Here is a 12,885-nt window from a genome sequence, read left to right on the forward strand (position 1 = left end):
TATCACAAAAACATTAAATGAATCAGGTTAATCAATCCATAAATCACCTAAATGAGTATCATACTTACGTGGATGTATAATTTCATATCCGCACCCATTTGTAAAAGTCATTTCTCCAAAATAAATTTCACCTTCAACATTATAAAGATCTACTCTTACATGAGGAAAATCACTTGCTAGCTTCTCTGCCAATTCAACCATCAAGGTCCAGTTTTGTGGTTTCGGAAGGGCATTATCAGTATTTGGATATGTTTGTATCCAGGGTTGCAAATTCCAATTCAGATCATATATATTCCTTCTATGATCTCCAAATCTATCTACATCAACCCAACAGTAATAGGGAACACCATTAAAACAAAGAAATTTATAGTCCTCCAACTCTTTTCCTTGTGTATCTATAAATTCTTCAGCAAAAATTTTCCTTTTTATGTCTGAATAATGTAATTCAAACCCATGTATGTAACCATAATCAATGTCCATCCATCCTTCTAACTTTATTCGCGCAATATCTAAGTCCAAATCTCTTTTATTTTTTACTATTATATTTGTTCCAGACCCATGATTGGTTTTTAAAACGAATGAAGAAGGTAATTGATTAAAGTTGATTTCATTAAAATCATTCCATGCTCCTATCATAGGAATTAAGTACTCATCTCCAATAGTTTCTTCAACATAACTTCTCACGAGAATCTTATCTGAATAATTAGTTTTCCGGGGATCAATATTATTCAGTTTGTTCCATTGGATTAATTCTGTGTACTTCTTAGGGTGATTCCAATTTATATTTTCATTAATTCTTTCCTTATATTCATTGTCAATTACTTTTTTCATTTCCTCAATATTCATTTTTTTTCTTTTATCCCCTATTTTTTTAGCCTTCTTCAATTTATTTCTTAAATATATTTTATATAACATTTTGTTTTCTTTTAGTTTTGTTTTAATTAATTTCATTATTTACTCCTTTTGATCAAAGTTCTCTTATCAAATTTGGTGTACACGTATGAGAAAATAAAGAAGGCCATTATAAAGCAAATCGTTTGATTTACTTGATTAAAATAAAATCTTACCATAGAGAATACTATCTTTTGGGCTAACAATAAATACAATAATACATATTTATTTGAAAAATCTATTACCATTTTATTGTAAAAATGACCTACAAATATGCCGAAAATCGACATTCCAACTATGATTCCAATTACTCTTCCGTCTAGATAAAATTGATAAAATATCGTAGCGAATGCATTCATATCCGGCACACTACCACCAACGCTTATACCTTCTTCTAAAATGTCAAAAGATAAGAATTTAGTCTCCAATAGTATTTCTGGATACGTAGGTATTATCTTCAAATTATTTAGAAGGAAAAAAAACGATTGGAAAATACCATTTAAAGATGATAACCCAAAGCTATAAAAATCATTAAAATACATATTTATATATTCAATTCTTCTCTCCATGTGTATTATAGGAACACCAAAATATATATAAAATTCTCTAAAAAAATCAAAATCCACCCTACGCTGTAAACTCATATAGAGGAGATATGATAGAATAAGGAAACTTCCCAATAGAGCTACGATTTTGCTTGGTAGGTTAAGCTTTAAGTCTATTTCACGTTTAAATATCAGTTTTGATAGAATGAAATAAAGGATAAGCCATATAAGTATTGATCTTCCCCCACCGGAGGAGAAGACCCAGAGCCCCATTAGTATAAAAGTCGCTACAATCAAAAGCTTGTCTCGTTTACCGTTAAAAAAGTCTATTGCCATAACTGGTAATGAAAGATAAACAACAGGAGTAGCTATATAACCTCTAAAATTAAGCACCCAACTAGAAGTATTTTCTTGATCAACATATATTTGACGAATATAGTCTAGTTTATAACCGCTTATTATTAAATTTAAGACACTTGCTGACTGAATCAGAAGGAAAAAAATAACAATTATGTAGACTACATAAAGTAATTTGTAATTAAAAACCGCTTCTTTTTTCAAATCAACGCTACAATCTCGATTTTTTCGTGAATTTAATTTAAAATATCGTTTTCCTAAAAATAGAAATGAAATATTGTAAGAAATTATTCCCCAAAAGATGAGGCTATATGTTTCACTATTAGGTCTATCGACCCCATATAGGCTTAATAAGGACAATGTAACATATAAAAACCAGGAGGCGTTCATTAGAGTAATTGGGTTATAGATATTTTTATAGATTACAAACCCGATGATAATAAAAGCAAACAACAATAGTATTAAAAAATATACCACATTAATTCCCCTTATTTTTCAAAAGCATCCATATATTAAAAAATCTTAATTTAGCAAGTTATTTTAAATTCACTAAACTTTCGATTAGATTTATGTACTTTTTATTTTGTCTACTCCTTGAATAGTTCTCTAACTCATTATGGTTAGTTAGATTACTTATCTTATTTTCATTAATTTTAGTAACAGCATTAATTACATCACTTTTTCTATAACATGAAAAGCCACCAATAAATTCATTAATAAAATAATCTAAATATGTTTTCCTTTTACCAAAATATATTAATGGTTTATTGACATAGATGTAATCATATAATTTGGTGCCCATAGCACCTTTCCTTACATCTATTATGATTGATAAATCAACATTGCTTAATAGTTGAATACCGTCTTTATAATTTATAAAGCCTGTATTAATATAACGATTATTATCAAAACCAGAGTTCCTAATTGCACTATAGGTTTCTTCTTCAGGCAAACCAATATGTAGCACTAATAAATTGGGAATATTCTTAGATAATATTTTCATTGCCTCGAAAAATCTAGTTGCGTACTCCTCAGAATAATAAGCTAGCTTTCCAAAAGCAGCAATAACAAACTTGTTATCAAATTCATAATTTATAACTTCATTCTTACTTTTCAGCTGATGATCATCATATCCATTAGTAATTATATGTATATTATCTGTCCTGTAAACCTTCTTTAATATATTACTCCAACTTTGAGTGACAGTTACTACTGCATCAGCACATGAAATATTCTTTCTTTCAATAGGATAATATAATGCTTTTTTTGTTAAATTAACCGGTTTTAAAAAATCAATTTTGTTTCTTAAATCAAAAATCCATAGATCTCTGTAGTCGATTATACATTTCGTATCATACTCATTTTTAGCAATGTCACATAAGGGAATTGTATAAAATGGACCAGCAGTAATTAGTACTAAATCGAACTCTTCCTTATTCATTAACTCTCTAAATACTTTTTTATAGCGGTTACTTGCTTCAAAATACCTTACTTTTTCATCCATAGGTACAGTATAAGTTCTTAAATTTAATAATCTTTCATCACTGTCGGACAAGGTACTAATTCGTTTGTCATTATCATATTCATTTCTAACAACAGTTACATCGTGACCGTTACTAATCAAATGGTTAGTAAGGCTAGAAATTCTCATTATAGCAACATTTGCACTTGGTGGGAAAAAAGGGGAAATAACTAAAATTCTCACAAAAATTACTCCTTTTCCAATAGATCCTCATATATATTATATAATTTAGTCCCTACAGCACTTTCACTAAAGTTAGTTATTGCAAAATCTCTAATTTTATCATTTTCAAATTTGTTCCTATTATTGTACATATCTCTCAATTTGCTCACTAAATCATTTTGATTAAATATTAGTCCATGTCTTTCAGTGATATACGATTTCAAAGGGGAACTATCTGGTATAAGTACTGGCTTTCCACAAGTCATTGCTTCTACTATGGGTACACCAAAAGTTTCAAATGCACTAGTTGAAACGTAAGAATCTGTTTTAGTTAAAATCTCAGCAGTTCTTTCTCTACTTAGGAAACCAGTCATTGTTACTCTGTCACTCAGTTTATATTTTTCTATTATACTTTTTATAGACGAATATTCTTCACCATCACCTACAATCAACAACTTTACATTTTTATTATCCTTAAATGCTTCGTAAAAGGACTTAATTAGTACATCAAACTTTTTTCCTTTAACCAATCTACCAATAGATATAAACCGATAATAACCATCTAATGGAGGGACTGTTCTATTAACAAATTTTGAAGTAACAACATTTGGTACTACCTCAAATCTTCTTTCCACTCCAGTTATCTCTCTAATACTTTTAGGGAGCTCATTGTTCACACATAAAAACTTATCAGTATGGCAAGCCAATTCTCTCAACAAGTTAACTTGATTCGGGGTTAATTCTTTATTTTGAACTCGAGAGTAGTGTTCTGTTACAACAATTTTTGCTTTCGTAGTTTTAATGTAATCAAAAAAATGATCTGTAAGTGTTATGATTGGAAAGTGTAGATGGATTATATCAGGTACTCCATAGCTCTGAATATATTTTTTCAAAATACTAACACTTATGTTAGATTTTACTTTGTCAAATATAGAATTTGGAAGCCCACCTATAGGCAGGTTCCTCCCAAAAACATATACGTCATCTTCCATTTTATTAATTTTTTTAATCTGTTTTAATCTAAAAATCGATCTATTATCACAAAACATATAATGAACGTCAATAGGTTTATTACCAAAATTATAAACTGCTTTAGCTTGTTCTAATTCAAATATGCCGACCATACCAGTCTTAACTTCGGGATATCCTCTTCCTATTACTAATACTCTCACACACATCAACACCTTAATATTAACTATTTAATTTTTATATTAATATTATTTTTTATTTCCCTTATAGTTTTTTTGCACTCTTCAATATCATTTCCTTTGACTATGACTTGGCCGATACAATCACCTGAACTTTCAAACCTATTAATTGCATCTCCTACACTATTAAAGAAAGTTAAATCCACTAGATTATCTTGAGCCTCTCCCTCATAAGATATAGACTCTAGAACACCGCTTTCTTCTTTAGAAAATAGCATTTCAGCAAATCCTGCATTTTTTTCATTTGCTTTATTTCCCCAAAGATCTCGTGGATCATTACCCAAAGCTAAATCAATAATCATTTCGTAATAATTGATTCCATAATTTATTGATACTAGTTCTGGCAAACAGTTTGCACCTACTCTGCCTGTTAACTCAATAATATATACTTCATCATTTCTCACAATCAAATCTACATTGACTGCACAGTTATCTAAATCAAGCGCTTTTATTGCTTTTTTTACACACTCTTCGGTTTTATGCAGTACATTATTAGAACACTTGAGTGGGACATGATGACCTACAGGGATTGCGGTATGACTCATAAATGTATCATCCCCGTGAGGCATGACGAATAGAACCTCTCCATTATATACAAATGCCTGAGCTCCAAATTCCCAACCTTCAATAAATTCTTCAATTATTACATATTCTTTCATAGTATCCGCCAGGGCTTTTTTAAATCCGTCTTCTGCTTCCTTTTTATTATTTGCTATATATATACCTTTACTACCTTGAAGGTCAGTAGCTTTAATGATTACAGGAAAATGTAATTGAACTAAGGCTGCCTCGACGTCATTATCTGTTGATACTTTAAAAAACTTAGCCGTACTTACATCATGCTTCATTAAAGCATCTTTCATTTTAAATTTATCTTGACATAGTTCAGCTGCATGTTCAGTTAAGCCAACCAAGCCTAAATCATCACAAACTTTACCTATAGAAGTTACACCTGTATCCAAGCATGAAGTGGCAATTCCATCTAAATTTAATTCCTTTGCTTTATCTAGTACTTCTTCGGGCTTTGAAATGTCCATGTAGCATATATGGTCAGCTATTTCTAAACCTTTCTTATACTTAGTCGGTAAAGTTCCTACTATTGTTTCGATTCCTTTATCTTTTGCCGTCCTTATAAGCTCAACTTGACCTCTTCCAGCACCCAAAATTAATAATCTTTTATTAGACATGATTTTCGTACTCCTCTACGTTAGATATATCTATATTAATTTTATTTATAATCTGTTCGCACGTTTTTATTGCTTCAACCACATCATTAGATTGAGAAATTACATAACCTAAACGGTCATGACTATTCTTAATTTTTGTAGATTTTTCTCCGGTTTTTTTTAACATTGCGATTTCTTTTACACCATTAAATTTTTTTAGTGTATCCAAGTTGCTAATTTTTCTTATCATTCCTTCTTCTGCTGTAATATATTTAATTGCACTAGCTTTATTGAAACGCGGTGCTAAATTAACTTCTTCCCCACAAGCCATCTTTATATATTCACTTGTCATGTCAATTCCAGTAGACAGTGGTACCAAATGAGAAGTAATAAAATCTCCTCCTAAACGCGCTCCCACTTCAATAATCTTCGGCCCTTCATTAGTTAGCATAATCTCTACATGTGCAGGCCCATTGTCTATTCCTAGAGCTAGAATTGCGTCAATTGCTAAATGTTTTATATCACTTAGATCCTTATCACTTAGCATGCTAGGTTGACTATGTTGAATTTCAACAAAGTGTGGCTCTCCGGTAGTGGTTTTATCAGTTACAGCTAATATGTATGGATTGCCATCTTCGACTAGTACTTCTACACTTACCTCATCTCCCTCCATAAATTCTTCAATTATTACACCTGAGCCACGACTATGGGATAAACTATAATTTAGGGCAGATTCTAAATTATCTTCATTTTTAACTATAGTTACACCTCTGCTGCCAGAGTTGTCTATAGGTTTACTTACACAGGGAAATTTCAATTGATTTTTTATGTTATAAATATCTTGCAACTTATTTATTGTATAAAACCATGGGTGAGATACATTATTTTTTTTAAGTGCTTTAATCATTGCTTCCTTATTTGTTGATTTATTAGCTGCATCATATGATATACCTTTTAAATTAAACTTTTCACATGCTTTTGCAATAGCTCTTATAGGCATATCAGTAGCTAGTGTAATAATTCCATTCGGTCTGAATTCTTCTACTGCTAAACACACACCATCTTCATCTATAGTACTTACATTAAAATATTTATCTGCATAAGAAATACCGATAGCATTTGGATCATAATCAGCTACTGCAACCTCCAACCCTAATTCTTTAGCTTTTATAATTGCAGGCAATTGCAAATAAGACCCACCGATAACTAACAATTTTTTCGTTTTCATTTCGTGACCTTCTTTTCTGAAGGATTATTGATATTTTTTGCTTTAACCACAGACAGTATTGTATTAAAAATTATTTTCACATCCAAAGTAAAAGAAATATTATCTACATAATAGCAATCATTCTTATATTTTTCGTCTTGACTAATTGAGTTTCTATAATATGCCTGATTATATCCAGTTATCCCAGGACGTATGGTAATACGTTTCTTTTCAATATCACTTAATTTATTTAAGGGTTTAGATGTCATATTAGGTCTTGGCCCAATTAAACTCATATCACCCTTTAACACATTGATGAACTGGGGGATTTCATCTAAAGATGTTTTCCGCAAAATTTTACCTGTTTTGGTCACCCTAAAATCGTTATTACTATTATATGTCGAATTATCACTATTCCTAATATCGGGTGCGTTTACAAACATTGATCTGAATTTGATCATTCTAAAATTCTTACCTTTAATACCTCTTCTTTCAGCATTGAAAAAAATCGGTCCCCGATCCTCTATGAAGATGAAAGGGGCAATTACTATAACCGATATAACTATAAAAGGCATTATTATTATACTAATGAAGATGTCTAGAAATCTTTTTACAAAAAGACTATACATATTTCCACCCTCCATAATTTATGCTTTCTTGTATTTTTCTATTATCTTTAAAAAATGTTGTATTACGTAATTAATATCATCGTTGGTTAACAAAGTGTGTAAAGGCAAGGTAATGCTGTTGGAATATTGATTGTAACTATTAGGGTAGTTTTCAATATTAAATCCCATGTTCTTATATGCCGTCATCATAGGTAGTGGTTTATAATGGACATTACAAGTTATTCCAAATTCAGCCATTTCTTTAATAATATCATTTCTTTCACTTTCATTTATACCAGGTACTCTTGTGATATATAGATGACAAGAAGAATTTTCATTATTATTTTTATGCTCGATAGTCTTAACCCCTAAAGGATTTAATGCACTATCGTATATTTGAGTTATTTCCATTCGGCGCTTAAGTGTATCATTGTACCTTTCTAGTTGCTTTAAACCAATACTAGAAGATATATCAGTCATATTACACTTATAGCCAGGGTATATAATGTCATATTCCCACGCACCTAAAGCGTTCTTAGAAAACGCATCCTTTGATTGCCCATGAAGACTATAGAGCATATATTGCTTATATAACCACTTATCATCCAAACCAGATCTGTTTTTCCAAGAAACGGCCCCTCCTTCTGCGGTCGTTAGGTTTTTTACTGCATGAAATGAGAAACACGTGAAATCACTAATATTACCGCAAACTTTGCCATTTTTAGTTGCCCCAAAAGCGTGTGCAGCATCGCTCATTACGATTATTCGATTAAATACTCTTTGTAATTTTGAGCTTGCTTTAAACAAATGTTTTTTTGACTCAACAATACTGTAAATTGTTTCATAATCACATATTTTACCTGCTAAATCTACTGGAATTATAACTTTCGTTTTCTCAGTGATTAGATCTGATAATTTTAAGTAATCCATTTCATAAGAATCGGGAGCTGTGTCAACCAAAACTAGTTTGGCTCCTATGTGATTAACTACAGAAGCTGTAGCAGTATAAGTGTAGGCAGAGGTGATTACTTCGTCACCAGGCCCCACGCCCAATATTCTAAGTGTTAATTCCATTGCTGCTGTTGCGGAATTTAAACAAACGGAATTATTAACGCCATTGTATTTTGAAATCTCTCTTTCAAACTTCTTCGTTAATGGCCCAGTAGTAATCCAACCAGACTTCATTACATTTTTAACCTCATCTATTTCTTCTTCTGTAATATCGGGTGGGGAGAATGGAATATTTCTCTTTTTAATGTTTAACAAAGTGCGCACCTCTCTCTTAGAATTGAATTAATTGAATTATATGTACTAATTCCAATTACAACTTAACATATATTTCCATTAAACTATTTAAGTAATCTAATACATCATCACTCAATTCTTTATCCTCTAAAGATAATTCTATTGTGGTTTTTATAAAACCCAACTTTTCTCCTACATCGTATCTTTTGCCCTCAAAGTCGTAGGCATATACAGTTTGTTTTTCATTCATAAATTGTATAGCATCTGTCAATTGAACTTCTCCACCGGCTCCCTTTTCTTGCTTATCCAAGTAGTTGAAAATTTCCGATTTTAATATATAACGCCCCATAATAGCTAGATTTGATGGTGCCAAACCTTTTTCAGGCTTTTCGACAAAAGTCTTAACTTGATATCGACGCCCCTCTTGACTAAGCGGTTCTATTATTCCATATCGGTGTGTTTCTTCATCGGGAACAGTTTGAACACCAATGATGGAAGAATTGGTATCTTCAAATTGATCCATCAGCTGTCGCAAGCATGGTTTTTCCGCGCGAACGATATCATCACCAAGTAACACAGCGAACGGTTCATCACCAATGAATTTCCGCGCGCACCAAACTGCATGACCGAGCCCCTTTGGTTCTTTTTGACGAATAAAGTGAATTTCCACATTAGAAGTAGCATTAACTTTTTCTAGAAGATCGAACTTTTCCTTTTCCTTTAGATTACTTTCTAATTCAAAGTTTTTATCAAAATGATCCTCAATCGCGCGTTTCCCTTTACCAGTAACTATGATTATATCTTCAATTCCAGATTCAATTGCTTCTTCTACAATGTATTGAATCGTGGGTTTGTCCACAATTGGTAACATCTCTTTTGGCATAGCTTTTGTCGCAGGAAGGAAGCGTGTTCCGAGACCCGCAGCAGGTATAATAGCTTTCCTCACTTTTTTCAAAACTTACCCCTCCTAATGAACCTTTTCCAAGATCGGCTTGTCATTTGTTAGTCTATTGTTAGCTAAAGCAATGGCATAACCTTTTAAATCCTTTGCGTTACTTTCCACATGCTGGTCTATCAAATATTGAACCAATTGAAAATCGAAATCCACAGTCTTCCCAATAAAGATTTTAGGGAATACAGGCTCTTTGTTAACTTCTTTATCACTCAACAGTTCTTCATACATTTTCTCACCGGGACGGATACCTTGGAATATAATAGGTATTTGCTCTTCCGTAAAACCAGAAAGATGGATCAAGTTCTTCGCAAGATCGACAATTTTTACTGGTTCTCCCATATCGAGCACAAACACTTCCCCGCCGCGGGCAAGTGCTCCTGCCTGCAGCACCAACCTTGATGCTTCCGGAATCGTCATGAAGTAGCGCGTCATATCCGGGTGGGTTACGGTAACTGGTCCACCTGCTGCAATCTGCTTTTTGAATAATGGAATGACACTTCCGCGGCTTCCCAATACGTTACCGAAACGGACGGCAACGAATTTCGTCTCACTCTTCTTACTTAAGTTCTGGACAACCATTTCTGCGATTCGTTTCGTCGATCCCATGATGTTCGGCGGATTGACTGCTTTATCTGTGGAGACGAGCACGAATGCTTTTACGCCTGCATGATCGGCTGCTTCCGCAACGTTCTTCGTACCGATAACGTTGTTCTTCACCGCTTCTTTCGGATTCGCTTCCATTAACGGGACGTGTTTATGGGCTGCAGCATGATAAATATAAGACGGGTGATAGTCGGATACCACTTGGAAGATTCGTTCTCTATCCTGCACATCAGCAATGACGGTAATAAGCTCTGTCGGGATGTCGAGTTGTTGTAATTCCATATGTATCGTATAAATGCTGTTTTCCCCGTGTCCCAGCAAAACGAGGCGCTCAGGACTGAACTTTACTAGCTGCCTGCATATTTCTGAACCAATACTTCCACCTGCACCAGTTACTAAAACGGTCTTACCCTTGACTTCTGACTCAATAGTACCAATATCAAGTTCTACCGGTTCTCTTCCTAATAGGTCTTCTATTTGAACGTCACGAATTTGACTAACGGACACATTCCCAAGTGCTATGTCCTCAATCATCGGTAGAGTCTGAACATTCTTTACCACTTTTTTAGAAGCTTGAATGATTTCACTTATTCTATCCCTGTCTACAGATGGCATAGCAATAACTATATGATTGATTTGTAATTTCTTTGCGTTCTCTTCAATTGTTTCTGTACTTCCAAGAACGGGTAAATTATTAATGGTTAAGTGATGCATTGTAAAATCATCGTCGACAAAACCTACAATCTCGTTATTAAAATCATTTGAATTCATCATCTGTTTAGCGAGCATACGTCCCGCTGATCCTGCCCCAACTATCAAAGTTGTTTGGTGATTGGGATCCTTTTTGATTATTTTCGCACGTTTAAGCTTAGGATTTATAGTGAATCCATAAGCTTTATAGTATTGCCAAACAAAACGAATGCCGCCAATCATTAGAATGTGTAACATCCAAGTGATTGTTAGTGCTCTCTGATAAATTAACCCGAAGACTAATCCTTGAATAACAGCAGTAGTTAAAATTGATAGAGTTACTACCGCGATGATTCCTATCAACTCTTCCGTGCTTGCATATCTCCACTTCTTCTTATACATACCAAACATGCTTGAAAATAAGTGATGAGTTAATAGTAGTGCCAAAGAGGAAACAAGCATCATCTGGTCAAACACCGCTACGTAAGGGTTTAAGAAAAAATGAGACATGTAAATAGAAAACGATACAATAATTGAATCGATTCCCATTAATAATAAAAGCCTCTTTCGATAGGCAGCAGTCAATTGTATCTCCCCTTCCAATATTGTTTTATGAAATAATAAGTAAAAAAAGTAATTAAAATCATTATGTTCCATAAATGTTATATTTTAGCAAACACATCAATTATAACAGGTAAGACCTGGATAATGAAGGAGTAATTTACTACATATATAAAATAAACGTTATATTTTTTAACAGTATCAAATACATAAAATAAAGTTCTCATTACACACATACTAATTCTAAATACCTAAAAAAGGTTGAAAAACTTCCTCTTAGCAATTTTAGTAGGAGGAGAGCTATATAATGCTTCGTTCATAACTACATATTCAGCATTTTCCGCAAGTTGATAAGCCTTACTGCCTCCAAATGTCTTTTCAATCTCTTGAAACGCTTCTGTCATACTGAAGCCTCTGGAAGAAGTATTATGAGCATCGGAAGCTACTAAATGGATTAAATCTGCCTCAATTAACTGCTCAGAGAATTTCTTGATTTTCTTACCGAACTTCCCACAGATGCTACCTGCCGTCAGCTGGGCATGACATCCCTTACTAATGAATTCATGTAATATATTCGGATGCTCCATGATCTGCTTATTTCTCTCTGGATGAACGATAATAGGTGTGAATCCCGCGACTTGAGTATCAAACAGTATTTGAGATGAATACCTCGGCACATGGCCGGATGGAAATTCAATGAACACATAAGAACTCTTGCTATTTACTGGCAATATCTCATCGTTCTTTAAACCTTCAATCAACTCTCCATGAATTCGATTTTCCTGTCCTGGAAGGACTTCGACATCGATTCCATGGACTTGGAATTGTCTGTTCAACTCTGCCACTTGGATGACGATATCGTTTTTAAAGTTCTTATATACACCATTTTTATGGTGAGGAGTCGCTACGATCTTATGTATGCCATCTTCTACAGCTGCTCTTCCCATAGCTAGACTTTCTTCTATTGTCTGAGCTCCGTCATCAAGACCGGGAAGGATATGACTGTGTATATCAATCATGTGGAAACCTCCATATGAAATAATTTCAGAATTTTCAATATTTATTATTTATTATAACAAGGATATGAAAAGACAGGAAGGAACTTTATTCGACAAATATAGACAATCACAAAAAATGAGAAAAGCAGTAAATGCTTCTCTCATTC

At 33.1% G+C, this 12,885-nt stretch carries 11 protein-coding genes; all 11 read right to left on the reverse strand.

What is annotated here, in order from left to right:
* Positions 1-27: 27 nt before the first annotated feature.
* The 11 genes from AXG56_RS11800 to AXG56_RS11850 all read right to left on the reverse strand — a co-directional run bounded on the left by AXG56_RS11800 (position 28) and on the right by AXG56_RS11850 (position 12,739).
* Positions 28-951, reverse strand: a complete 924-nt coding sequence (locus AXG56_RS11800; protein WP_201029313.1) for an ATP-grasp fold amidoligase family protein — start codon at positions 949-951, stop codon at positions 28-30.
* Positions 951-2,270: an O-antigen polymerase gene (locus tag AXG56_RS11805; RefSeq protein ID WP_062514754.1), complete on the reverse strand. Its 1,320-nt coding sequence runs from the start codon at positions 2,268-2,270 to the stop codon at positions 951-953. Before AXG56_RS11805 ends, AXG56_RS11800 begins: the two co-directional genes overlap by 1 nt.
* Before the next feature lie 58 nt (positions 2,271-2,328).
* Positions 2,329-3,498 (reverse strand): glycosyltransferase, encoded by a 1,170-nt coding sequence (locus tag AXG56_RS11810; protein WP_062514755.1) that lies wholly within the window; start codon positions 3,496-3,498, stop codon positions 2,329-2,331.
* Between the two features lie 5 nt (positions 3,499-3,503).
* The gene (locus tag AXG56_RS11815; RefSeq protein WP_062514756.1) at positions 3,504-4,649 is read right to left on the reverse strand and encodes a glycosyltransferase family 4 protein; all 1,146 of its coding nucleotides are present in this window, start codon (positions 4,647-4,649) and stop codon (positions 3,504-3,506) included.
* Positions 4,650-4,672: 23 nt separating this feature from the next.
* Positions 4,673-5,872, reverse strand: a complete 1,200-nt coding sequence (locus tag AXG56_RS11820) for an ATP-grasp domain-containing protein (RefSeq protein ID WP_062514757.1) — start codon at positions 5,870-5,872, stop codon at positions 4,673-4,675.
* Positions 5,865-7,079, reverse strand: a complete 1,215-nt coding sequence (locus AXG56_RS11825; protein WP_062514758.1) for an ATP-grasp domain-containing protein — start codon at positions 7,077-7,079, stop codon at positions 5,865-5,867. Before AXG56_RS11825 ends, AXG56_RS11820 begins: the two co-directional genes overlap by 8 nt.
* Complete coding sequence (locus AXG56_RS11830) at positions 7,076-7,687, reverse strand: sugar transferase (RefSeq protein ID WP_062514759.1); 612 nt, start codon at positions 7,685-7,687, stop codon at positions 7,076-7,078. Before AXG56_RS11830 ends, AXG56_RS11825 begins: the two co-directional genes overlap by 4 nt.
* Before the next feature lie 18 nt (positions 7,688-7,705).
* On the reverse strand, positions 7,706-8,932 hold the full coding sequence (locus AXG56_RS11835) for a DegT/DnrJ/EryC1/StrS aminotransferase family protein (RefSeq protein ID WP_062514761.1): 1,227 nt from the start codon (positions 8,930-8,932) through the stop codon (positions 7,706-7,708).
* 55 nt (positions 8,933-8,987) lie between these two features.
* Positions 8,988-9,866: a UTP--glucose-1-phosphate uridylyltransferase GalU gene (gene galU, locus AXG56_RS11840; protein WP_062514763.1), complete on the reverse strand. Its 879-nt coding sequence runs from the start codon at positions 9,864-9,866 to the stop codon at positions 8,988-8,990.
* 12 nt (positions 9,867-9,878) lie between these two features.
* Entirely contained in the window at positions 9,879-11,708 is a 1,830-nt protein-coding gene (locus AXG56_RS11845) for a nucleoside-diphosphate sugar epimerase/dehydratase (protein WP_062515256.1), read from the reverse strand.
* Positions 11,709-11,971: 263 nt separating this feature from the next.
* Positions 11,972-12,739 carry a tyrosine-protein phosphatase gene (locus tag AXG56_RS11850; RefSeq protein ID WP_062514765.1) on the reverse strand — a complete coding sequence of 256 codons (768 nt, stop codon included), beginning with the start codon at positions 12,737-12,739 and terminating at the stop codon, positions 11,972-11,974.
* Between the last annotated feature and the right edge of the window lie 146 nt (positions 12,740-12,885).

The sequence above is a fragment of the Halobacillus sp. KGW1 genome, from assembly GCF_001592845.1.
Lineage (GTDB): Bacteria > Bacillota > Bacilli > Bacillales > Halobacillaceae > Halobacillus.